Annotated in this window: 18 protein-coding genes and 1 pseudogene; 4 read left to right on the forward strand and 15 right to left on the reverse strand. The window is 68.0% G+C overall.

All coding sequences use genetic code 11. The annotated features are described in order from the left end of the window. Nucleotides 1–72: 72 nt before the first annotated feature. From AC1DSO_RS03395 to AC1DSO_RS03405, 3 genes are all read right to left on the reverse strand, one after another. Nucleotides 73–2484, reverse strand: a complete 2412-nt coding sequence (locus AC1DSO_RS03395) for a TonB-dependent receptor (protein ID WP_477067496.1) — start codon at nucleotides 2482–2484, stop codon at nucleotides 73–75. Nucleotides 2485–2614: 130 nt separating this feature from the next. After that, nucleotides 2615–4636 carry a tetratricopeptide repeat-containing sulfotransferase family protein gene (locus AC1DSO_RS03400; protein ID WP_477067497.1) on the reverse strand — a complete coding sequence of 674 codons (2022 nt, stop codon included), beginning with the start codon at nucleotides 4634–4636 and terminating at the stop codon, nucleotides 2615–2617. 183 nt (nucleotides 4637–4819) lie between these two features. Next, the gene (locus AC1DSO_RS03405; RefSeq protein WP_477067498.1) at nucleotides 4820–5464 is read right to left on the reverse strand and encodes an SRPBCC family protein; all 645 of its coding nucleotides are present in this window, start codon (nucleotides 5462–5464) and stop codon (nucleotides 4820–4822) included. A gap of 106 nt (nucleotides 5465–5570) precedes the next feature. Here AC1DSO_RS03405 and AC1DSO_RS03410 point away from each other — a divergent pair, with 106 nt between their 5' ends. Next, the gene (locus AC1DSO_RS03410; RefSeq protein WP_477067499.1) at nucleotides 5571–6170 is read left to right on the forward strand and encodes a TetR/AcrR family transcriptional regulator; all 600 of its coding nucleotides are present in this window, start codon (nucleotides 5571–5573) and stop codon (nucleotides 6168–6170) included. 21 nt (nucleotides 6171–6191) lie between these two features. Beyond that, a pseudogene (locus tag AC1DSO_RS03415) lies at nucleotides 6192–6299 on the forward strand (hypothetical protein); the annotation flags it as partial. Between the two features lie 20 nt (nucleotides 6300–6319). On the opposite strand, the gene AC1DSO_RS03420 reads toward AC1DSO_RS03415, so the two are convergent. Both AC1DSO_RS03420 and AC1DSO_RS03425 read right to left on the reverse strand, forming a co-directional pair. Then, complete coding sequence (locus AC1DSO_RS03420) at nucleotides 6320–7576, reverse strand: NAD(P)/FAD-dependent oxidoreductase (RefSeq protein WP_477067500.1); 1257 nt, start codon at nucleotides 7574–7576, stop codon at nucleotides 6320–6322. A 120-nt stretch (nucleotides 7577–7696) separates the two neighbouring features. Beyond that, nucleotides 7697–9094 (reverse strand): glutamine synthetase family protein, encoded by a 1398-nt coding sequence (locus AC1DSO_RS03425; RefSeq protein WP_477067501.1) that lies wholly within the window; start codon nucleotides 9092–9094, stop codon nucleotides 7697–7699. A gap of 63 nt (nucleotides 9095–9157) precedes the next feature. On the opposite strand from AC1DSO_RS03425, the gene AC1DSO_RS03430 reads away from it, so the two are divergent. Then, nucleotides 9158–9337 carry an antitoxin gene (locus tag AC1DSO_RS03430; RefSeq protein WP_477067502.1) on the forward strand — a complete coding sequence of 60 codons (180 nt, stop codon included), beginning with the start codon at nucleotides 9158–9160 and terminating at the stop codon, nucleotides 9335–9337. Next, the gene (locus AC1DSO_RS03435; protein ID WP_477067503.1) at nucleotides 9325–9600 is read left to right on the forward strand and encodes a type II toxin-antitoxin system RelE/ParE family toxin; all 276 of its coding nucleotides are present in this window, start codon (nucleotides 9325–9327) and stop codon (nucleotides 9598–9600) included. The genes AC1DSO_RS03430 and AC1DSO_RS03435 overlap by 13 nt, the downstream gene beginning before the upstream one ends. A 2-nt stretch (nucleotides 9601–9602) precedes the next feature. Here the strand turns inward: AC1DSO_RS03435 and AC1DSO_RS03440 are convergent, their stop codons facing one another. The 10 genes from AC1DSO_RS03440 to AC1DSO_RS03485 form a co-directional block, all read right to left on the reverse strand. Further along, entirely contained in the window at nucleotides 9603–11006 is a 1404-nt protein-coding gene (locus tag AC1DSO_RS03440) for an aspartate aminotransferase family protein (protein WP_477067504.1), read from the reverse strand. A gap of 142 nt (nucleotides 11007–11148) precedes the next feature. Then, nucleotides 11149–12228, reverse strand: coding sequence for an ABC transporter ATP-binding protein (locus tag AC1DSO_RS03445; protein ID WP_477067546.1), 1080 nt, complete (start codon nucleotides 12226–12228; stop codon nucleotides 11149–11151). A gap of 53 nt (nucleotides 12229–12281) precedes the next feature. Next, complete coding sequence (locus tag AC1DSO_RS03450) at nucleotides 12282–13136, reverse strand: ABC transporter permease (RefSeq protein ID WP_477067505.1); 855 nt, start codon at nucleotides 13134–13136, stop codon at nucleotides 12282–12284. Nucleotides 13137–13296: 160 nt separating this feature from the next. Next, nucleotides 13297–14205: an ABC transporter permease gene (locus AC1DSO_RS03455; RefSeq protein WP_477067506.1), complete on the reverse strand. Its 909-nt coding sequence runs from the start codon at nucleotides 14203–14205 to the stop codon at nucleotides 13297–13299. A 151-nt stretch (nucleotides 14206–14356) separates the two neighbouring features. Next, on the reverse strand, nucleotides 14357–15448 hold the full coding sequence (locus AC1DSO_RS03460) for an ABC transporter substrate-binding protein (protein WP_477067507.1): 1092 nt from the start codon (nucleotides 15446–15448) through the stop codon (nucleotides 14357–14359). Between the two features lie 54 nt (nucleotides 15449–15502). Beyond that, complete coding sequence (locus tag AC1DSO_RS03465; RefSeq protein ID WP_477067508.1) at nucleotides 15503–16882, reverse strand: glutamine synthetase family protein; 1380 nt, start codon at nucleotides 16880–16882, stop codon at nucleotides 15503–15505. Nucleotides 16883–17027: 145 nt separating this feature from the next. Further along, on the reverse strand, nucleotides 17028–18386 hold the full coding sequence (locus tag AC1DSO_RS03470) for an aspartate aminotransferase family protein (protein ID WP_477067509.1): 1359 nt from the start codon (nucleotides 18384–18386) through the stop codon (nucleotides 17028–17030). Beyond that, nucleotides 18383–19825, reverse strand: coding sequence for an NAD-dependent succinate-semialdehyde dehydrogenase (locus AC1DSO_RS03475; RefSeq protein ID WP_477067510.1), 1443 nt, complete (start codon nucleotides 19823–19825; stop codon nucleotides 18383–18385). Before AC1DSO_RS03475 ends, AC1DSO_RS03470 begins: the two co-directional genes overlap by 4 nt. Before the next feature lie 6 nt (nucleotides 19826–19831). Continuing rightward, on the reverse strand, nucleotides 19832–21322 hold the full coding sequence (locus AC1DSO_RS03480; protein WP_477067511.1) for an aldehyde dehydrogenase: 1491 nt from the start codon (nucleotides 21320–21322) through the stop codon (nucleotides 19832–19834). A gap of 64 nt (nucleotides 21323–21386) precedes the next feature. After that, nucleotides 21387–22073: a GntR family transcriptional regulator gene (locus tag AC1DSO_RS03485; RefSeq protein ID WP_477067512.1), complete on the reverse strand. Its 687-nt coding sequence runs from the start codon at nucleotides 22071–22073 to the stop codon at nucleotides 21387–21389. Between the last annotated feature and the right edge of the window lie 33 nt (nucleotides 22074–22106).

The following is a 22106-nucleotide window of genomic DNA, read 5'->3' on the forward strand; positions in this document are numbered from 1 at the left end:
CCGGGGAGGTCGGGGAAGGGAAAAGAAAAAGGGCGGCCCGACCGGACCGCCCTTCTCTCTCGAACTCGAAACCTAGAAGTTCTTCCCGAGCTTGATCCCGACGGTGCGGGGCTGGTTCGGGACGATGTAGTATTGGGTTCCGCAGACGGTCTCGGCGCATTCGGCGTAGCGGTTCAGGCTGGCCCGCTTGTCGAACACGTTCTTCATGTAGAGCGACAGCGACAGGCCATCCTTGCTCATCCCGGTGGAGATGTCGGTGGTCTGATAGCCCTTCTGCTTGCCGATGATCGCACGCTCCTTAAGGCGCAGGTCGGTCCAGTTGCTGGTCTGGCCAACGATCGAGCCCTGGACGTAGCTGTCCCAGTCGCCCCAGCTGAAGTCGTAGCGCGCCGTCAGGTTGGCCTTGAACTTCGGGGTGATCGGAAGCGCCGTGCCATCCGGCGCCTGAGGCCCGTCGGGGAATTCCGGATTGACGGACCCATCGGGGCGCTTTGCCGGGCAGGTCGTTATCGGATTGCCCGTCGTGGTGTCGACCTTGCCGCAATAGTTGGCGGTCAGCTTGGCGTCGGTATAGGCGGCCGAGGCGTTGATCGTCAGGCCGTGGACCGGAACCCAGGTCACGTCGCTTTCGACGCCCTTGATGCGGGCCTCGTTGGCGTTCTTGATCTCGGTCAGGCCGTTGGCGCCCAGGATCGAGAACTGGAAGCCTGACCAGTCCTCCATGAACACCGCGCCGTTCCAGCGGAAGCTGTTGTCCAGCCAGGTGGTCTTCCAGCCGGCCTCGTAGTTCTTCAGATAGTCGGCGTGGTACGGCGGCAGGGTGCTGCGGCGGTTGATGCCGCCGGGCCGGAAGCCCTTCGAATAGGTGGCGTAGATCAGCTTGTCGCCGTCGATCTTGTAGGTCAGCGTCACCTTCGGCGAGTTGCCCTTGTCGGTCACGCCCTTGTCCAGGTTGGTGCAGGGCGAGCCCGCCACCACCGGCCCCTTGAAACAGGCCTTCTCGCCGGTCGAGCCGTAGCCCGCGCCATAGCCGTAGAAGCCGACCAGGGTGTTGTGCGCCTTGAAGAAGCGGATGCCGGCGGTCAGCATCAGCTTGTCGGTGATGTCGAACTCGGCCTGGCCGAACACGGCCTTGTCGCGGTCGACCCGCTGCTGCTTGGTCAACCAGATGGTGCCCGTATAGCCGGGCACCGAGAGATCGCTGCCCAGGCCGTCGATCTTGTAGTTCTGGAAGATGCCGTGCTTCTGCTTCTGGTAGAAGCCGCCGACCACGAAGCGGAACCGCTGGTCCTGCGGCGAGGCGATGCGGATCTCGTGGCTTTCCTTGGTGTAGTGGTCCTTGCCCTGGATGTACTGCGAGGGATTGACCAGGTTGCCGGCGTTGTCGGTCCAGTAGAAGCCGTAGCCGACCTGGTCGTAGAAGTACGAGTAGTCGGTGTAGTCCTGGTTGGTGACGTCGTTGCGCTTCAGGTACGAGCCCGAATAGGTGACGTCGAGATTGGCCACCTGGCCCTCGATGGTCATCGCCGCCTGGACCCACTTGTCCTTCGAGCTTTCCGGATAGAAGTGGGTGACCTTCAGGTCGCCGACCTTGGGGTCGAAGGCGAACAGGCCGCCCGACTTCTGCACCTGGCCCATGACGCTGGGGGTGATCACCCAGTTGTCGTCCAGCTCGATCCGCAGGGCCGCGCGGCCGCCCTGGGTGTAGACGGTGTTGTAGTCGTCGCGGACCCGGGCCTTGTTGTTGATCGTGTAGTCGTTGGTCGGGTCGGTGTCGCCGCGATCGTAGGTGCGCGTCCCCGCCACGTTGTCGATATAGCCGGCGTCGCGCACGTCCCAGCCGACCATGCGGACGGCGATCTTGTCGGAGAGCGGGATGTTGACGAAGCCTTCCAGCGTGTGGCCGGTCCCGCCGTGATCGACCTGGTTCAGCTCGACATCGACACCGGCCGCGAAGCCGGCCGTCGAGGGCTTGTTGGTGATGATTCGCAGCGTGCCGGCCTGGGAGCTGGCGCCGTACAGCGTGCCTTGCGGACCGGCCAGAGCCTCGACCCGGGCGACGTCGTAGACGTGGATGTCCAGCGCGCCCTGGATGGTGGTGACCGGCTGTTCGTCCAGATAGACGCCGACACTGGGCAGCGAACCGGAGTGGTTGCCGTCGCCGCCGCTGGCCACGCCGCGCATATAGACCTGGCCAAAGCCCGGCCCGCTGGTCGTGAACGAGACGCTGGGCAGGTATTTCACATAGTCGACGAACGCGCTGACCTGCAGCTGTTCCAGCTTCTCGCCGCCCAGCGCCTGGATGCTGACCGGCACGTCCTGCAGGTTTTCACTGCGCTTCTGGGCCGTGACCACCACCTCTTCGAGGGCGGTGTTCTGGTTCGCCTGCGCTTGGGCGTAGGCGACGCTGGTGAACATGGTGGAAGCCAACAGGGCGGCGGAGCAGACGCCGGCCTTCTTCAGTCGAACCGATCCCGACGACATACAGTCGCTCCCCTTACCGTTCTAATGGAACGATGTTCGGCCTGCGCCTAACGTCCCGGCAAGGTTGAATTTTCGGTTTGCCGCCAATTCCTGTGAGTGTTGCAGAAATGGCAAGGTCCGGAGCAGTTGGTCAAATAACGGGCGCGTTCGGATAGGCGTCCAACACAGGACCCAATGCCTGCTTGAGCGGGTCCAGATGTGATTCGAAATGTTGCCAGTGCTCGACCGCGTCCTTGAAGATCGGGCGGCGGACTTGCTCGGAACTGGCGGTGCGCACGGCGCGGTCGTTCTCGTGCGGCGACAGGCAGGCCGCCTCGAACGGCAGGCCGCAATGGTCCAGCAGGGCGCGGATCTGGCGTTCGGGATCGGCGATCATGTGCTCGTAGATCACCCGATGCACCCGGCCCGGCAACACGGCGTCGAAGTGGGCCATCAGCTCCACGTAGTCGGCGTAGTAGCGGCCGATGTCGGTCAGGTCGTAGCTGAACCCCTGCCCGCGGGCGAAGTGCTGCTTGAAGCCCGAGAAGCAGCAGCCCAGCGGATGGCGGCGGGCGTCGATGATCTTGGCGTTGGGCAGGATCAGGTGGATCAGCCCGGCATGAGCGAAGTTGTTCGGCATCTTGTCGATGAAGAACGGCTTGCCCGATTTCCGCTGGATGCGGGTGCGCTCCAGGAACTCCTCGCCCAGCGCCTTCAGGTCGTCGGCGGAGAGGTCGGCCAGCGATTCCGGATAGGTCGACTCGGCGCGGGTGGCAGTCTTGCCGCCCAGACGCCGGGCCATGACGATCAGGTCGGGCAGCTCCATGGTGCCCTCGACCATCGAGTGGCTGGCCAGGATCTGCTCGACCAGGGTCGAGCCCGAGCGCGGCAGACCGACGATGAAGATCGGGTCCGGGGCCGGGCAGCCCTGCCCCGCCCGCGCGGCCAGCAGGGCCGGGGTGAACACCGCCTTGGTCCGCGCGGTGTCGGACGCGTTCTCTTCCGGGTCGTAGTCCAGCTGCTTCCGGCGGATCGCCGCGCCGGCCGCGTAGTGGTCGAACGCCGCGTCCCAGAGCTCGGCGTCCTCGTGCGCCTTGCCCAGGGCGTAGCGCAGGTGCAGGCGGTCGTCGTCGGAGAGATCCGGCGTCTCCAGCGCCGCGGTCATGGCGGCCAGGTCGGCGTCGGCGAACTTGACGGTCTTGAGGTTGGCCAGGCTCCACCAGACCTCGCCCAGGGTCGGGGCGAGCTCGAGGGCCTGGCGATAGGCCGCGACGCTGCCCGACTGGCGGCCCACCGTCTTCAGCGCGTGGCCATAGCTCATCCAACCCTTCGGCTGGTTGGGATAGTCGGCCAGCACCCGGTCATAGACGGCGATGGCCCGATCATACTCGCCCAGCCGCGCCAGGATGGCGGCGTAGAGGTTGGCGTAGCCCGGATGCCGCGCGTCCTTGGCCGTCAGCGTCTCGATCTGCGCCAACGCCTCGAGGTTCTTGTTCTGGCGGTACAGCATGGTCGCCAGGTTGTGGCGGGCGGCGGCGAAGTTGGGCGCCAGTTCGAGGCAGCGGGTCAGCAGGTTTTCGGCGTCGGCATAGCGGCCCAGGCGCGCGCCGGTCTCGGCCAGCATGCGGATGGCGGCGACGTCGCCCGCGTCGGCCTTGAGCCGCTCACGCAGTAGCCGCTCGGCCTCGCCCAGGCGGTTGTCGGTCAGCGCCGTCGCCGCCTCGACCAGCAGCGGGTCGCGGGTCGAGGCGCGCAGCTGGCGGGCCAGGGCCTTCTCGGCGCCGGCGTCATCCCCCAGCAGCGCCAGGTTTTCGGACAGGCCGCGCCAGGCTTCCGACAGGCGCGGCTCCAGGGCGCTGGCCCGATCGAAGGCGCGGACGGCCTCGGCGGTGCGGCCCAGCTGCTCGAGGGACAGGGCCAGTTCCAGCTGGGCCAGCGGCAGGTTCGGCAGGGCCTGGGCCAGGGGCGCGACGGTGTCGAGCGCGGCTTGGGGGTCTCCCGAGAGACGCAGCGCGGCGGCCAGCACGCGGGTGGTGTCGGCGTGGCGTGGAACCAGCTTCAGGATCTCGCGCGCCTGCTCGGCGGCCAGACGCGGATCGGTCTCCAACAGCCGCTCGGCATGTTCGAGCGCCGCGGCGAGGCTGACGGCGGGCGGAGCGGTGGTGGAGTCCATGCGGCGAGGAGAGCGGGGGGAGATGGGGGTGTCAATCGGAGAGCGCGCTTGGCGGCGCGTTGCACACGTCTTGCCCCCTCCGCGCCTACGGCGCTCCTCCCCCGGAGGGGGAAGAAGGGGAGATCCTTCCGCCCCCTCCGGGGGCGGACGACCGCGAAGCGGTCAGGTGGGGGCCCTGCGGCGCTAGTTGCCTTTTACCGCCTTGTCGGCCGCCTCGTTGTTCTTCGCCCCGTCGCCCTTGGTCCGGTCGATCGCGCCGGTCTCGAACCGCTTCTTCAGCTCGGCCAGCGTATAGGCGTTGCCCCACTCGAAGTGGCCGAACACGGTCTTGGCCTCGGGGCTGTCGCCATAGCCGGTGTTGGTCAGGCGCACCCGGGTCTTGCCGCCGTCGATCGGCTGGAACTCGATCACCGTCACGGTCTTCTGGAACTCGCCCTTCCCGGCGAAGCCCTCGGGGGCCTGGACGTTGCGGATCACCAGCAGCTGGTCGGGGATGAAGGTGACAATCTGGTTCTTGATGTTGTTGCGGTCGCCGATCTGGGCTTTCGGGTCGTAGCTGGCCTCGATCTCGCCGCCGGTGCGTAGGTCGATCCGCGCCACGGCCACCGCCCAGCTCTTGAAGCCGTCCGAGGTGGCGAAGGCGTCGAACACCGCGTGCGGCGGGGCCGGGATGTCCATCGACAGTTGCAGCGCCTTCTGGCCGGCGGCGTCGACATAGCTGGTGTTCGAGACGCCCGGGAAATCCTTCCAGCTGCGCGCCTGTTGCGCCTGGACGGTTCCGGCGAAGGCCAGCAGCGCGACCGCCGCGATCAGAGTCGATTTCAACATCCTCATCCCCTCCCCAGGTCTTGAATGACCATTCAAGCCAAACACGACTTGATCGATCGTTCAAGCGAAAAGTTGACTGATCATTCAAGCGTGCTACGCAGACGGCATGGCCCCCTCGAACCCGCTCGACACCCGGCGACGCATCCTGCTGACGGCGATGGAGCTGTTCGCCGCCAAGGGCTACGGCTCGACCTCGGTGTCGGACATCCTCTCGCGCTCGCAGGCCAACAGCGGCAGCCTCTACCACTTCTTCCCCGGCAAGCAGGACGTGCTGGTCGGGGTGCTGGAAATGTACCGCGACGGCATCCAGGAGATGCTGCTGGACCCGGCCTGGCGCGGGGTCGAGGACCCGGTCGCGCGGATCTTCGCCCTGCTCGACGCCTATCGCCGGGCGCTGCTGGAGAGCGAGTGCCTGTACGGCTGCCCGATCGGCTCGCTGGCCCTGGAGCTGCATGAGCCCGACCCGCCGGTGCGGGAGCTGCTGGCCCAGAACTTCGTCAACTGGACCACCGCCATCGAGGGCTGTCTGCAGGACGCGAGCCTGCCGCCGGGGACCGACTTGCGCGGCCTGTCGGAGTTCATCCTGACGACGATGGAGGGCGCGGTCATGCAGGCCCGCACTCACCGTGACATCGGTTTCTTCGACCGCAGCATCGCCCAGCTGCGGCGGCATGTGGCGATGCTGACGGCGAAGCAGTTGGCGTGAAGTGCGGCAGCTAAAAATTCCGTGTCATCCCGGAAGCCTCGTAGAGGCTGTCCGGGACCCAGGGGCCAAGCGCATTGCGGCGGCCCCTGGGTCCCGGCTCTCCGCTTCGCTGCGGCCGGGATGACACGGATTTTGTGGTGCTGAAGTACCTACAACCGATCCCGCAGCGCGTACCAGCTGAGCCCCGCCACCGTCAGCGGCCATCGCAGCAGCCGTCCGCCCGGGAACGGCGGGGTCGGTACGCGCGCGAGTAGCTCTACCCCAGCCCTCTCGCCCACCGCCGCGTCGGCCAGCAAACGCCCAACATAGGGCGCCAGCATCACGCCCTGGCCCGAATAGCCGGACGCGACCCGCACGCCCGGCGCGACCTCGCCGACGAACGGCATCCGGCTCATGGTGATGCCCAGGGTCCCGCCCCAGGCGTGGGTGATCGCGACGTCCGCCAGCTGAGGATAGACCTTCAGCAGGTTGCCGCGCACCAGCCCGGCGATGTCGCGCGGAAAGCCCGGCCGGTAGTTCTCGCCGCCGCCGAACAGCAGCCGGCCGTCGGCGGTCTTGCGGAAATAGTTCACGACGAAGCGACTGTCCGACACCGCCGCGTTCGAGCGGATGATGGCTTCGGCCCGCGCGCCCAGCGGCGCGGTGACGGCGATGAAGTTGTTGATCGGCATGACACGTGCGCGGGCCGCGCCGGCCATGGCGTTCAGGCAGCCGTCGCCGGTCAGGATCAATTGATCGCAGGTGACACGGCCCGAGGCGGTCTCGACGACGATCTTGCCGCCCTCGCGCCGCCAGGTCTCGGCGCGAGTCCGCTCGTGGATCACGGCGCCCGCCGCCATCGCCTGACGCGCCATGCCCAGGGCCAGGTTCAGGGGGTGAACGTGCCCGCCGCCGCGATCGACCAGACCGCCGTGATAGGCGTCGGTCCCCAGCTCGGCGGCGAGCTCGGCTTCGTCGATCAGGGCGAACTGGTCATAGCCATAGCGCTCGGCCATCAGCGCGACATAGGCCGCGTCCTCGGCCTCGCCGCCGCGCCTGTGGCGGGCGTGGATCATGCCGGGCCGCCAGTCGCAGGAGATCGCGTCGGTCAAGGTTCTGAAGTGGGCGCGGGCGTCCTCGGCCAAGCGCCACAGGGCCATGGCGTCGTCACGGCCGACCGCCGTCTCCAGCCAGGCCTGGTCGCGCCGCTGGCCGGTATGGACCTGACCGCCGTTGCGGCCGGTGGCGGCGGATCCGATGCGGTCGGCCTCAAGCACGACGACCTTGGCGCGCGGAGCCAGAGCCAGGGCCGCGCCGAGACCGGTGAAGCCGGCGCCGACGACGCAGACGTCGGTCTGGGTGTCGCCGCTCAGGGGCGGCAGGTCGGAGCGGTCGTGAGCGGTGGCTTCGTACCAGTTCCCGCCCATCACTTGCCCCCACCTGACCGCTTCGCGGTCGTCCGCCCCCGGAGGGGGCGGAAGGTGCGCGCCAGCCTTCTTCCCCCTCCGGGGGAGGAGGGCCGCAGGCCCGGAGGGGGCCAGTGACCGCTACACATTCAGCAGCAGGAACTCCCGCTCCCACGGGCTGATCGTGCGCATGAAGGTCTCGTACTCGGCCTGTTTCACGCGGTCATAGGCCTGGCAGAAGATCGGACCCAGGATCTCGACCAGGGGCTCGCACTGCTCGAACAGCTTCAGGGATTCCGTCAGGCTGCGCGGCAGCTGCACGCCCAACACGCTGGCGTCAGTGTCGACCGGCGCTGCGGGCTTGAGATCCTGGACCATGCCCAGATACCCCGCCGCCAACGAGGCGGCGATGGCCAGATAAGGGTTGGCGTCCGACGAGGGAATGCGGTTCTCCAGCCGGCGGTTGGCCGGGTCCGACGGCGGCACGCGCAGGCCGCAGGTGCGGTTGTCATAGCCCCACTGGGTGTTGACCGGCGCGCCCGAGTCCTTGGCGATCCGGCGGTAGCTGTTCACGTACGGCGCCAAGATGGCCATGATCGCCGGCAGATAGGTCTGCTGCCCCGCGATGAAGCCGTGGAACAGCGCCGTCTCCTCACCCTTCTTGTCCGAGAACAGGTTCTTGCCGTCCTTGTCGACGATCGACTGGTGGATGTGCATGGCGCTGCCCGGCTCGCTGGCCATCGGCTTGGCCATGAAGGTGGCGTAGATCTCGTGCTCCAGCGCCACCTCGCGGATGGTGCGCTTGAACATGAACACCTGGTCGGCCAGCTCCAGCGGATTGCCGTGGCGCAGGTTGATCTCCATCTGGGCCACGCCGCTTTCGTGGATCAGGGTGTCGATCTCCAGGCCTTGGCGCTCGGAGTACTCGTACATGTCCTCGAACAGCGCATCGAACTCGTTGACCGCGCTGATTGAATAGCCCTGCCGCCCGGTCTCGGGCCGGCCCGAACGGCCGATCGGCGGCTTCAGCGGGTAATCGGGGTCGGTGTTCTTGTCGACGAGATAGAACTCGATCTCCGGCGCGACGATCGGCACCCAGCCCTTGTCGGCATACAGCGCCAGCACCCGCCGCAGCACCTGGCGCGGGGCCTCCTCGACCGGGCGGCCGTCGGGGTGGAAGGCGTCGTGGATCACCTGGGCGGTCGGGTCCTGGGCCCACGGCACGGCGGCCAGGGTGGCGAAGTCGGGGGTCAGGAAGATGTCGGTATCCGACTGCACCGCGCTGACCGCGCCCTCGAACTCGGGGAAGTCGCCGGTGATGGTCTGGTAGAACACCGCCAGCGGCAGGTTCATCGACGGGGTGCCGAGGAACTTGCGCACCGGCATGATCTTGCCGCGCGCCACCCCGGCCAGATCGGGCACCACGCACTCGATCTCCTCGATGCTCTGACGCGCGAACCAGGCCTGGGCCTCTTCCAGGGTCGAGACGCCCCGATTGAGCGTGGTCTCGCGCTTGGCCTTGTTGTGCTTGGGCTTCATGCGACGCTCCAAAAGCTCGGTTTTTCTCGGTTTGTTCTCGAAAGGTTTCTGGTATCGTAGGGCATGGCCGAGCCGGAACCCGACATCTTTGACGAGGAAGACGAAGCCGAGTTGGCGGCTGATGCGGCGGCGGACGCCGATCTAGCGGCCGGCAGAGTTGTCCCCCATGAACGCGTGGTGGAGTGGCTAAAATCCTTGGGGACGCCCCACCAACTCCCCACGCCATATTCGTGGCGCAAGTAATCTGGACCGACCAAGCACTGGCCGACATCGACAACATCGTCGCCTACGTCTTCAACCAGTCGCGTCCCCTGGCCGCCCAACGCCTTGGCCAAAGACTGCTGGCTGCTGGCGAGCGCCTGGCTGACCATCCGGAACGTGGCCGCACGAGCACCCGAGGGCGTCGCGAAATCGTGGCCGTCCCTCCCTATGCGCTGCGCTATCGCGTGGTCGGTGATCGGGTCGTCATAGGCAGCGTCCGGCACAACGCCCGTCGCCCCACTTAACCTCATGACACCGCCTCCGGCTTCAAGGCCCGCAGCACGGGCTCGGCCGCGTCCAGGGACTGGCGGATGATGGCGACCAGTTTGTCGATCTCGGCGTGGGTGATGATCAGCGGCGGGCAGCAGACGATGCTGTCGCGGATGGCGCGGACCATCAGACCGTTCTGGATGCATAGGTCCCGCACGATCGGCCCGGCCTCGCCCTCCTTGTCGAGGAAGCGATGGTTGGTCCCCTTTTCGCGGACGATCTCGACAGCGCCGATCAGGCCCAGCGAACGGGTCTCGCCGACCAGCGGATGGTCGTTCAGGCTGGCCAGCGCCTTGGCCAGGTAGGGCCCGGTGTCGTCGCGGGTGCGCTCGACCAGGCCTTCGCGCTCGATGATCTCGATGTTCTTCAGCGCCACGGCCGCGCAGGTCGGGTGGCCCGAATAGGTAAAGCCGTGGATGAAGTCGCCGCCCTTCTCGCGCAGCTCGGCGACGATGTGGTCGGCGACCCCGACGGCCGAGATCGGCAGGTAGCCGGACGACAGGCCCTTGGCCATGGCGATCAGGTCCGGCTTGATCCCGTAGTGCTGGTGGCCGAACCACTGGCCCAGCCGTCCAAAACCGCAGATCACCTCGTCGCAGACCAGCAGGATCCCGTACTTGCGGCACAGGGCCTCGACCGCCGGCCAGTAGCCGTCCGGCGGGATGATCACCCCGCCCGCCCCCTGCACCGGCTCGCCGATGAAGGCCGCGACGTTCTCGGGGCCGACCTCCAGGATCCTGTCCTCGATCGCCTGGACCGCGCGGTCGCGGAAGGCGGCCGGATCCTCGCCGAAGCCGTCGCCGAACGGATAGGGCTGCATGACGTGCTCGACCCCCGGGATCGGCAGGTCGCCCTGCACATGCATGTGCTTCATGCCGCCCAGCGAGACGCCGGCCACGGTCGAGCCGTGATAGGCGTTCCAGCGGCTGATGAAGACCGTGCGGCTTGGCTGGCCCTTCAGCTTCCAGAAGTGGCGGACCAGACGGAAGACCGTGTCGTTGGCCTCGGAGCCCGACGAGTTGAAGAACACGTGGCTCAGATGGCCGCCCATCTTCTGCGCGATCTTGGCCGCCAGGGTCACGGTCGGCGGCGTCGCGGTCTTGAAGAAGGTGTTGTAGTACGGCAGCTCCAGCATCTGCTCGTAGGCGGCGTCGGCCAGCTCGGTGCGGCCATAGCCGACATTGACGCACCACAGGCCGGCCATGCCGTCGAGGATCTGATGGCCGTCACCGTCGTGGATGTAGACCCCGTCGGCCCGGGTGATGATCCGGCTGCCGCCCAACTCGGCGATGACCTTGTGATCGGCCTGGGCCGGCAGGTGGTGGGCCAGGTCCAGGCGTCGGAGCTCGGCGATGTCGTGGTTGCGGATCGGGACGGTCATCGGTGGGCTCCTCGGTCTTTTCTTCTGGTCGCTTCGCTCCCCCCACCGGATCGCTGCGCGATCGTCCGCCCCCAAAGGCGGGCGGAAGGATCCTTCTTCCCCCTCCGGGGGAGGAGCGCGAAGCGCGGAGGGGGCAAGTGGGTCACGACAACAACACCGCCGGCGAACACGCGTGCCAGCACAGCCACACCGTCTCGCCCAGCTTGAAATCCTCCTGGTCCCAGCGGGTCAGGTTCGAGCGGTGGACCTTGATCCGGCGGCCCCCAGTGGGAGGCGAGCCGATCTCGACCTCGTAGGTCGACTGGCCGCCCAGATAGGCCTCGTGCTTGATGACGCCCGCCACCGCGTTCGTGCCTTTCGGGCAGTCGCCGAGGTTGGGCGGTTCGTCGCCGGCCTTCTTGTGCAGCTCGATCTTCTCGGGCCGGATCGCCGCCCAGACCGTGCCGCCGCGCGCGCCGGTGACGCCGTGGTCCAGGAAGATATCGACCGGCAGGTCCGGCGAGCGGATCACCGCGTGGCTGGGCTCGTCCACGGCCAGCACCCCCTCGAACAGGTTCACGCTGCCGATGAAGTCGGCCACAAAGCGGCTGTTGGGGAACTCGTAGAGGTCGCTGGGCGTGGCCACCTGCTGCAGCACGCCCCGGCTCATCACCGCGCAGCGCGAGGCCAGGGCCAGGGCTTCGTCCTGGTCGTGGGTGACCATGATGAAGGTGATCCCGACCTTCTCCTGCAGGGTGCACAGCTCGGTGCGCATCTGCTCGCGCAGCTTGGCGTCCAGGGCCGATAGCGGCTCGTCCAGCAGCAGCACCCGGGGACGTTTCACCAGCGCCCGGGCCAGGGCCACGCGCTGGCGCTGGCCGCCCGACAGCTGGTCGGGCTTGCGATGGCCGAGGCCCCCCAGCTGCACCAGCTCCAGCGCCTCGTCGACCCGCCGGTCGCGTTCGGCCTTGGCCACCTTGTCGACCACCAGGCCGTAGGCGACGTTGTCGGCCACGGTCATGTGCGGGAACACGGCGTAGGACTGGAACACCATGTTCACCGGCCGCTTGTTGGGCGGCACGTTGGAGATGTCCTGGCCGTCGATCAGGATCCGCCCCTCGGTCGGGGTCTCGAAGCCGGCCAGCATCCGCAGCAGGGTGGTCTTGCCGCAGCCCGACGGCCCCAGCAGCGAGAAGAACTCGCCTTCGTTGATGGTCAGCGAGACGTTGTCGACGGCCACCATCTTGCCGAAGCGCTTGGTGATGTTCTCGAAGGTGATGATGGGTTTCGGTTCGCTCACGACTTCTCGCCCCCATGACCCGCCGTCGCGGCGGGATCCCCCTGCAGTTTCAACGCCGCCGCGGTCAGCAGCACGGTCAGCACGATCAGCACCGTCGAGGCCGCGTTGACCTCCGGCGTCACCGAGAAGCGGACCATCGAATAGACCTTCACCGGGAAGGTCACCGTGTCGGGCCCGGCGGTGAAGAAGGTGATGACGAAGTCGTCCAGGCTCAGCGTGAAGGCCAGCAACGCCCCGGCCACCAGCGACGGGGCCATGTGCGGCAGGATCACGTCGCGGATGGTGCGGAACTCGCCGGCCCCCAGGTCGCGGGCGGCTTCCTCCATCTCGCGGTTGAAGCTGGCCATGCGGGCCCGCACGACTACCGCCACGAACGGGAACGAGAACGAGACGTGGGCGATGATGATCGCCCCCAGGTTCAGCGGCCAGACCATCCCCTGCGGCCAGGGCATGACCTTGGCGAAGAACACCAGCATGGCCACGCCCATGCAGATCTCGGGCACCACGATCGGCAGGGCCAGAGCCCCGTCCAGCACGGTCTTGCCGGGGAAGCGGAACCGCCACAGCACCAGGGCGGCCGAAGCCCCCAGCACCAGGCTGATCACCGTCGACGCCGCCGCGATCGTCAGGCTGTTGCCGAACGCCTCCAGAAGGGCGGAGTCGTTGAACAGCTTGTCGTAATATTTGAGCGTGAAGCCCTGCCAGACGATGTTGCGCCGGCTGTCGTTGAAGCTGAACACCATCAGGGCGACCAGCGGCGCGTAGAGGAAGATCCCAACCATCGCCAGCCAGGCCTGCATCGGCCAGCGGCGGAGGTATTCGAGGGGACCGGGGGGGGATTTGCGGGTCATCGAGCGCCCCCTCCGTCTCGCTGCGTATCCGCAGCGATCCACCTCCCCCGCTTCGCATGGGAGGAGGAAACCGCATCCTCCTCACCCGTGAAACGGGGGAGGTGGCGCGGCGCGAATACGCGCCGTGACGGAGGGGGCGTCAGGGTTCCGAACAACACGATCATCCCCTTGCCTCCGGCGTCCGCTTGGCCAGCAGCGCCTGGATCGCGATGGCGATGAAGGTCAGGTACATCAGCACGAACGACATGGCCGCGCCGAACGGCCAGTCGTTGGCGCGCTTGAACTGGCGCTCGATGATGTTGGCGATCATCTGGCTGTCGGGACCGCCCAAAAGGTCCGGCGTCAGATAGGCGCCCAGGGCCGGGATGAAGGTGATCAGGATCCCCGAGGCGATGCCCGGCAGGGCCAGGGGCACGACCACCTTGAACAGGGTCCGCATGTGCCCGGCCCCAAGGTCGAGGCTGGCCTCCAGCAGCGATTTGTCCAGGCGGTCCAGGGCCGAATAGAGCGGCAGCACCATGAACGGCAGGTGCACGTAGACGAGGCCCAGGATCACCGCGAAATTGTTGTGCAGCAGTTCCAGCGGCTGGAAGTCGCCCAGCGGCTGCAGCCCGACCATCGCCGCGAAACCGCTGCCGCCCTTCCACAGCCATTCCAGGCTCTGGTTGATGTAGCCCTCGGTGCGCAGCACGGCGATCAGGGCGTACGTGCGGATCAGCAGGTTGGTCCAGAACGGCAGCATGATCAGCAGCAACAGCCAGGTCTTGGCCTTGTCGGAGGCGAAGGTGATGGCCAGGGCCACCGGGAAACCCAGCACCAGGCACAGGCCCGTGGTCAGGCCGGCCACCCAGGCCGACTTCAGGAAGATCTTCAGATACAGCGGCTCGATCGCCCGCGCGTAGTTGGCGAAGGTGCCGCTGATGGCGATCTGCGTCAGGCCTTCGTTGTGGCCGAAGCTGTAGGCCCAGACGATCGCCATCGGCGCCAGGAAGAACAGCGCCAGCCACACCAGCGGCGGTCCCAGCGCCGCGGCGAAGACGGCTTTGGCCTGTTTCCAGGATTGCTCCATCGAGATCCCCGTTCCTGAATCTGCTCCCCCGCGATGCGGGGGAGCTGTCGCGGAGCGACTGAGGGGGCGAGCTGGAGATCGGCCGTGCTGGCCCCCTCCGGCCCTCCGGGCCACCTCCCCCGCATCGCGGGGGAGGAGAAATCACCCGTCCCTAAGCCGCCCGCACCCGCGTGATGACTTCCTCGTAGAGGCTGGCCTTCTGGGCCCCCTCGAAGGCGCCGTACTCGCACTTGGCCATCACGTCGGCGGGCGGAAAGATCACCGGGTTTTCACGGTAGCTGGCCGGCATCAGCGCCTTGGCCGCCGCGTTGGGGGTCGGGTAGAGGATCGTCTTGGTGATCTCAGCCCCCGCCTGGGCGTCCAGCAGATAGTTGATGAACGCGTGGGCGTTGTTCGGCCGCGGCGCGCCCTTGGGGATGCACAGGGTGTCGGAGTTGATCAAGGACCCTTCCTTGGGCACCACGAAGCCGATGTCCGGGTCGTCCTTCATCACCTGGGCGATGTCGCCGTTGTATTCGAGGACGAGGTCGACCTCCTTGGAGACCAAGAGGTCCTGGCCGTTGTCGTCGTGGAACGCCTTCACGAACGGCTTCTGCTTGATCAGCATCTGCTCGATCTTGGGGATCATGTCGGCCGGGATGTCGTTGACCGAGTGGCCCAGATACTTGGCGCAGAGGCGCACCAGGTCGGCGCTTTCCGACAGCAGGGCGATGCTGCCCTTGTACCTGTCGCTGTCGAACAGCCACTTCCAGCTGTCGGGCACGCCGTCGACCTTGCTCTTGCGATAGCCGATGCCCAGCAGCAGCCAGGTGTAGGGCATCGAGTACTTGCGGCCCGGGTCGAAGTCCGGGTTCAGGAACGACGGGTCGACGTTCTTCAGGTTCGGGATCTTGGCGTGGTCCAGCGGCTCCAGCATGCCGGCCTGGCTCATCCGCGTGACGAACTCGTTCGACGGCACGATGACGTCGAAGCCTGGATTGCCCGCCTTCAGCTTGGCGAACAGCTCGTCGTTGGTCGCGAACAGGCTCATGTTCACGTCGACGCCGGACGCCTTCTTGAAGTCGCCCAGGGTGGTTTCGCCGATATAGGTGTCCCAGTTGTAGAAGTTCAGCTTGGGCTCTTCCTGGCCGGGCTCCAGCTTGGGTTTCTGGCCGCAGGCGGTGAACGACAGGCCAATGGCCGCCGCGCCGAAGGCCGTGAGAAGCGAGCGCCGCGAGGCCCCGCCGTTCCTGTATCCGCTCATTCGAAACTCCCTCGTGTTCCGTGCGATGCCTTGCCCTAGGCGGCTACTCAGCCTTCAGGCGTTGCGGAGATACCAATCGAAATCCAGTTCGGTGACGACCTCGAAGAACCGCGCCTGTTCCGTGCGCTTGACCGAGACGAACATGTCCACGAAGCGGTCGCCGAGATAGTCGCGCAGCACGGCCGATCGCTCGAACAGATCGACCGCCGCGAACCAGTTGGACGGCAGCCGGATGTTCTCCTTGGCCGCCGCCGCATAGCCGTCGCCGATCACGGCCGGGCCGGGATCGAGCTTGTTGGTCAGGCCGTGGTGAGCGCTGGCCAGCAGCACGGCCATCACCAGGTACGGATTGGCGTCGGCCCCGGCCACGCGGTGCTCGACGTGGCGGGTGGGCGGCGGACCGGCCGGGACACGCAGACTGACCGTGCGGTTGTTGACGCCCCAGGTCGGGGCCACCGGCGCATAGCTGTTGGCCTTGAAGCGGCGATAGCTGTTGGCGTTGGGCGCCAGGATCGCCATGGCCTCACCCAGTAGCGCCTTCATGCCGCCGATGGCGTGTTTCAGCAGGGCCGAGCCCTCGAGGTCCTCGGCGGCGCACAGGTTATTGCCGGCCGCGTCATTGACGCTGAGATGGACGTGGAAACCGTTGCCGGCCCGATCGCTCCACGGCTTGGCCATGAAGGTCGCCTCGCAGCCGTGGCGCAGGGCCACGCCCTTGGCGGCGCGCTTGTACAGCACCGCGTCGTCGGCGGCCCGCAGGGCGTCAGGCTTGTGCTTCAGGGTCAGTTCGACCTGGCCCGGAGCGAACTCCGAGATCGCGCCTTCCAGCGGCACGCCCAGCACGTCGGCGGTGTCCCACAGCTCGCGCAGGAACGGGGCGTGGGCCTCCAGTTCCGGCAGGCCATAGACCTGGATGCCGGTCGGATGCTGGCCGGTCTGCGCGGACTTCGCCGGCATCAGCTCGCCGCGCGGGCCGCGCTGCTGGTCGACCAGATAATATTCCAGCTCGCAGGCCGCGACCGGCGTCAGGCCGTCGGCGGCGTAGCGGTCCAGCACCCGCTGCAGCACGTGGCGGGGGTCGAGGTCGTTGGGCGTCCCGTCCAGCTCGTACAGCGACAGCATCACCTGGGCGACGTCGGGACCCAGCCACGGCGCGAGGGTGAGCGTGCCGGGCACGGGCCGCGCCCGGCGGTCGGCGTCGCCGTCCTCCCAGACCAGGCCGGTGTCCTCGCAGTCGGCCCCGGTGGTGTCGACCACCAGGATGGAGCCGGGCAGGAAGCGGCCGTAGTCGTAGATCGCCTCCAGTTCATGCACCCGCAGCCGCTTGCCGCGCGGCACGCCGGTCATGCTGGTGAAGAACACCTCGACGAACTTCACCTGCGGATGGGCGGCGAGGAAGTCGCGGCATTCCTGGATGTCGGCGACCTGGCTCATGCGGACGCCCCCTCCACCGCTTCGCGGTCCCCCTCCCCCGTTTCACGGGGGAGGATGAAACTCACCCTCCTCACCCGTGAAACGGGGGAGGTGGATCGATGCGGATACGCATCGAGACGGAGGGGGCGCTGCACCCGCGAAAAACTCATCCCATCTCCCCCATCGCGATCGCGAACCCATCGATGGCCGCGACCAGCCGGTCGATCGCCGCGTCGTCGGTGACGGGCGAGACCAGCATCATGTTGTGGAAGGGCGCGATCAGCACCCCTCGGTTGATCAGCCACAGATGCAGCGCTTCGACCGCATCCTGGTCCAGTATTTTCCGCATGGCGGCGGCGTCCTTTGGCGGCGGGTCGGCGAAGACCAGCTCGACGCGGGCCCCGACATGGACCACCGACCAGGTCAGCCTTCGCGCCGCGATCACGCCGCGCAGGCCGGCCACCAGCCGCGCGGCCCCGGCCAGCATCCGGGCATAGGCCGCGTCGGTCATCACCTCGGACAGCATGGCCCGCATGGCGGCCATGGCCAGGGCGTTTCCGGATAGCGTGGTGCCGATCCCTGACTGGCCCGGTCCGATCCGCGCCTGGGCTTCGTCCATCCGCGCCGAGAGCTCGGCGGTCACGCCCCAGACGGCGGCGGGGATGCCGCCGGCCACGGCCTTGCCCAGCACGAAGACGTCGGGCTCCAGGCCGTGGGCGCGGGTATAGCCACCGGGACCGGTCGAGATCGTGTGGGTCTCGTCGATGACCAGCAGGGTCCCGGCCGCGCGGGTCAGTTCGCGCAGGGCGTCGTGGAAGCCGGGCTCGGGCAGGATCATCCCGCAATTGGTCATCACCGGCTCGGCCAGCACGGCGGCGACGTCGCCCGGCGCCAAGGCCGCTTTCAGCGCTTCGAGATCGTTGAACGGGACCACGCGGGTGGTGGCGGTGAGATCATGGACCTGACCCACCAGGCCCGGCTTCATGACGCTTGCGCCGTCCTTCAGCACCACGAACGCATCGTCGACCATGCCGTGATAGCAGCCGTCGAACACCAGGATCACCGGACGTCCGGTCACCGCCCGCGCCCAGCGGATCGCCGCGCGGTTGGCGTCGCTGGCCGTGGTCGCCGTCTGCCACAGCGGCAGGCCGAAGCGCTCGGCCAGCAGCTTGCCGACGATCACCGCCGAGGCGGTCGGCAGCATGAAGCCCGTCCCGCGCCTAGCCTGGTCAGCGATGGCGGCGGCCACCGAGGCGTCGCCGTGGCCGAACATGGCCGGCGTGTCGCCCAGGCAGAAGTCGTCATAGAGCCTGCCATCGACGTCGGTGACCTGGGCTCCCACGCCTTGCGCGGCGAAGATCGGGCTGGGGCTGGCCCAGTCGTTCATCCAGTGCATCGGCGCCCCGCCGCGCCAGACGGCCGAAGCGGCCTTGGCCATGGCGATCGAGCGCGGGTGCTCGGCGACGAAGCGGGCGCGCTCGTTGGCGAGGAGGTCGGGGAGGGTTCGGGTGAGTTCGGCGATCATCCGACCCCGCCAAAGCACAGGTACTTGGTCTCGAAATACTCGTCCAAGCCCTCGGAAGACCCCTCGCGACCCAACCCCGACTCCTTGACGCCGCCGAACGGCGCCACCTCGGTCGAGATCAGCCCCTCGTTGATCCCCACCATGCCCGCCTCGATCGCCTCGGCCACGCGCCAGCAGCGGCCGACGTCGCGGCTGTAGAAATACGCAGCCAAACCGAAGGGCGTGGCGTTGGCCAGTTCGATCGCCTGCGCCTCGGTGTGGAACTTCACGACCGGGGCGACCGGGCCGAAGATCTCCTCCTGGAACAGCCGCATGTCGGGCGTGGCGTCGGTCAGGACGGTGGGTTGGTAGAACAGCCCGCCCAGGTCGTGACGTTGCCCGCCGGTCACCACCTTGGCCCCGGCCGAGACCGCTTCGCGCACCAGGCTCTCGACCTTGACGATGGCCTTGTCGTTGATCAGCGGACCGATGGTGACGCCTTCGCCCGTGCCGGGTCCGACCTTCATCGCCGCGACCTTCTCGGCCAGGCGCGCGACGAAGGCGTCGTGGATCCCGGCCTGGACCAGCAGGCGGTTGGCGCAGACGCAGGTCTGGCCGGTGTTGCGGTACTTGCTGGCGATGGCGCCGTCGACCGCGGCCTCGAGGTCGGCGTCGTCGAAGACGATGAACGGCGCGTTGCCACCCAGCTCCAGGCTGAGCTTCTTCATCGTGCCGGCGCACTGGGCGTAGAGGATCTTGCCGACCGGCGTCGAACCGGTGAACGACAGTTTCCGCACCCGGCTGTCGTCGCACAGGGCCTTGCCGATGGCGCTGGAATCCCTGCCGGTGACCACGTTCAACACGCCGGCCGGCACGCCGGCCTCGACCGCCAGCCGAGCGATGGCCAGGGCGCACAGCGGCGTCTCGGCGGCCGGCTTGACCACCACCGTGCAGCCGGCGGCCAGGGCCGGGCCGACTTTGCGGGTGATCATGGCGATCGGGAAGTTCCACGGCGCGATGGCGGCGCAGACGCCGACCGGCTGCTTGATCGAGGCCAGGCGCTTGCCCGGCATCGGCGTCGGGATGGTGTGGCCGTAGGCGCGCTTGGCCTCGTCGGCGAACCAGTCGATGAACGCCGCGCCATAGGCCACCTCGCCGCGCGACTCCGCCAGCGGCTTGCCCTGCTCGGCGGTCATCAGTCGGGCCAGGTCCTCGGTGTGGGCGAGCATCAGGTCGCTCCACCGGCGCAGGATCACCCCGCGCTCCTTGGCGGTCTTGGCCGCCCAGGTCGGGAAGGCCCGATGCGCGGCCTCGATCGCCACCCGCGTCTCGCCAGGTCCCAGGTCGGCGACCTGGGCGATCACCGTCCCGTCGGCCGGGTTCGACACCTCGAAGGTCGCGGCGCCTTCGATCCAGAGGCCATCGATGAAGGCTTCGGTTTCGACAAGGTTCAGGGTCATTTGCGGCTACCTCAGCGTCACGGACACCGACTTCAGGTCGGCGTACTCGTGCAACGCGTGAAGGCTGCGGTCACGGCCAAAGCCGGACTGCTTGAAGCCGCCGAACGGCATGGTGATGTCGCAGGCGTCCCAGCCGTTGACCCAGACCAGGCCCGCCTTCAGCCGCCGCGCGCCGCGCAGGGCGCGGTTGATGTCGGACGTCCAGAGACCGGCGGCCAGGCCGTAGACGGTGTCATTGGCCAGGGCCAAGGCTTCGTCCTCGCCGTCGAAGCTCATCACCCCCAGCACCGGCCCGAACACCTCCTCGCGGGCCAGGGTGTGGTCGGGGTCGAGGCGGTCGAAAATGGTCGGTTCGACATAGAAGCCGCCGGTCTCCTGGCGGATCCGCTGGCCGCCCAGCACGCGCCGCGCGCCCTGGCTGTCGGCGGTGGCGATATAGTCGAGGGCGGTGTTCATCTGCCGCTCGCTGACCATGGCCCCGAACTGGGTGGCCGGGTCCAGCGGGTCGCCGACCACCATGGCCTTGGCCACGGCGACGACCCGCTCGAGGAAGGCGTCCTTGATCGAGGCCTCGACCAGCAGGCGCGAGGCGGCGGTGCAGACCTCGCCCTGGTTATAGAACACGGCCCAGGCCGCGGCCTGGGCGGCGGCGTCCAGGTCGGGACAGTCGGCGAACACGATCTGGGGCGACTTACCGCCCAGCTCCAGGCTGACCCGCTTCAGGTTCGAGCGAGCGGAGTATTCCATCAGCTTGCGGCCGACCGGGCCCGAGCCGGTGAAGGCGATCATGTCGACGTCCATCGACAGGGCCAGGGCCTCGCCGGCCACGCCGCCCAGGCCGGGGACGACGTTCAGCACGCCCGCCGGGAGCCCCGCTTCCAGGGCCAGCTCGCCCAGCTTCAGCGCCGTCAGCGGCGACTGCTCGGCGGGCTTGAGGACCACCGAATTGCCCATGGCCAGGGCCGGCGCGACCTTCCACATCGCCATGTGCAGCGGGAAGTTCCACGGCACGATCGCGCCGATCACGCCCAGCGGCTCGTGGACCGCGTAGCTCAGGCGGTCGACCGGCGACGCGCCGACCTCGCCATAGACCTTGTCCAGCGCCTCGGCGTACCAACGGCACGTGCCGATCGCCAGCGGGATGTCGACGTTGCGGGCGTCGGAGATCGGCTTGCCGACGTCCAGGCTTTCCAGCAGGGCCAGGTCCTCGGCGTCGCGCTCCATCAGCTCGGCCAGGCGGAACAGGACCTTCTTCTTCTGGCGGGGCCCCAGGTCGCGCCAGCGGCCGTCCTCGAAGGCGGCGCGGGCGCTGGCGATAGCCCGCTCGACGTCCTGCGTCTGGCAGGCGGTCACCGGGTTCAGCACCTGGCCGTCACGTGGCGAGATGTTGTGGAAGGTCGCGCCCGAGGCGGCCTCGACCAGCGCGCCGTCGATCACCGCCCGGCCGGGCAGGGCCAGACGCGTGAGACGCTCGGTGATGTCGGCGGGCAAGGTCACGCGAGGAGATCCGGAGGATTGTGATCACAGTTCGCGCCATCGGCGGAAGTGTCAAGCACCCGACTCATGCGTCGGTCCCCACGGCCGCGCGCATCTTGTCCATGCCCTCGGACAGGTCAGCGGCGATGGCCCGGCGGGCGCCGTCCGCGTCCTTGGCCTTCAGCGCCTCGATGGCTTCGGCGTGGCGGTCGGCGACCAGGCCGTCGGCCCCGACCCGGCCGAACACCACCCGCATGAACGGTCCGATCTGCAGCCACAGGCCGCCGGCCATCGACAGCAGCACCTCGGCCCCGGCTCGTTCGTAGAGGGCGAAATGGAAGGCATGGTTGGCGGTCATGTAGCGGTCGACGTCGCCCAGCCGCAGGGCCTCGTCGACCTCGGCGTCGATCGCCTGCAGCTGGCGGATCAGGCCGGCGTCGACCTGGGTCGCGGCCCTCGTGACGGCTCTGGCCGCCAGCTCGGGCTCGACCCACAGCCGGGCCAGGGACAGCTGCTCCAGCCGGTCGGCGGTCAGGGAGGGGACGGACAACCGCTTGTTGGCCGGATTGATCGCCAGGGCCCGCTCGGCGACCAGGCGGCGGACCGCATCGCGCACCGGCATCGGGCTGACCCCGAGCTCGGCGGCCAGGGTGCGCAAGGACACGCCCTTGCCCGGCGCGATCCGGCCGGTGATCAGCGCCTGGCGGATGGAGTCGTAGACCTGGTCGTGGACGGCGGGGGAGTCGGCCAGGGGTTTGCGGGCTTGCTTCATGCTCTCCCCCTCTTCTTCCGACCTTCCCGGCGA

The organism is Caulobacter sp. P4_E5 (assembly GCF_056401555.1).

Bases quoted from the DNA above. Each gene is read 5' to 3' on its own strand.
- AC1DSO_RS03395 (WP_477067496.1), bottom strand. From the start codon at position 2,484: ATGTCGTCGGGATCGGTTCGACTGAAGAAGGCCGGCGTCTGCTCCGCC.
- AC1DSO_RS03400 (WP_477067497.1), bottom strand. From the start codon at position 4,636: ATGGACTCCACCACCGCTCCGCCCGCCGTCAGCCTCGCCGCGGCGCTC.
- AC1DSO_RS03405 (WP_477067498.1), bottom strand. From the start codon at position 5,464: ATGTTGAAATCGACTCTGATCGCGGCGGTCGCGCTGCTGGCCTTCGCC.
- AC1DSO_RS03410 (WP_477067499.1), top strand. From the start codon at position 5,571: ATGGCCCCCTCGAACCCGCTCGACACCCGGCGACGCATCCTGCTGACG.
- AC1DSO_RS03420 (WP_477067500.1), bottom strand. From the start codon at position 7,576: ATGGGCGGGAACTGGTACGAAGCCACCGCTCACGACCGCTCCGACCTG.
- AC1DSO_RS03425 (WP_477067501.1), bottom strand. From the start codon at position 9,094: ATGAAGCCCAAGCACAACAAGGCCAAGCGCGAGACCACGCTCAATCGG.
- AC1DSO_RS03430 (WP_477067502.1), top strand. From the start codon at position 9,158: ATGGCCGAGCCGGAACCCGACATCTTTGACGAGGAAGACGAAGCCGAG.
- AC1DSO_RS03440 (WP_477067504.1), bottom strand. From the start codon at position 11,006: ATGACCGTCCCGATCCGCAACCACGACATCGCCGAGCTCCGACGCCTG.
- AC1DSO_RS03445 (WP_477067546.1), bottom strand. From the start codon at position 12,228: ATGGTGGCCGTCGACAACGTCTCGCTGACCATCAACGAAGGCGAGTTC.
- AC1DSO_RS03450 (WP_477067505.1), bottom strand. From the start codon at position 13,136: ATGACCCGCAAATCCCCCCCCGGTCCCCTCGAATACCTCCGCCGCTGG.
- AC1DSO_RS03455 (WP_477067506.1), bottom strand. From the start codon at position 14,205: ATGGAGCAATCCTGGAAACAGGCCAAAGCCGTCTTCGCCGCGGCGCTG.
- AC1DSO_RS03460 (WP_477067507.1), bottom strand. From the start codon at position 15,448: ATGAGCGGATACAGGAACGGCGGGGCCTCGCGGCGCTCGCTTCTCACG.
- AC1DSO_RS03465 (WP_477067508.1), bottom strand. From the start codon at position 16,882: ATGAGCCAGGTCGCCGACATCCAGGAATGCCGCGACTTCCTCGCCGCC.
- AC1DSO_RS03470 (WP_477067509.1), bottom strand. From the start codon at position 18,386: ATGATCGCCGAACTCACCCGAACCCTCCCCGACCTCCTCGCCAACGAG.
- AC1DSO_RS03475 (WP_477067510.1), bottom strand. From the start codon at position 19,825: ATGACCCTGAACCTTGTCGAAACCGAAGCCTTCATCGATGGCCTCTGG.
- AC1DSO_RS03485 (WP_477067512.1), bottom strand. From the start codon at position 22,073: ATGAAGCAAGCCCGCAAACCCCTGGCCGACTCCCCCGCCGTCCACGAC.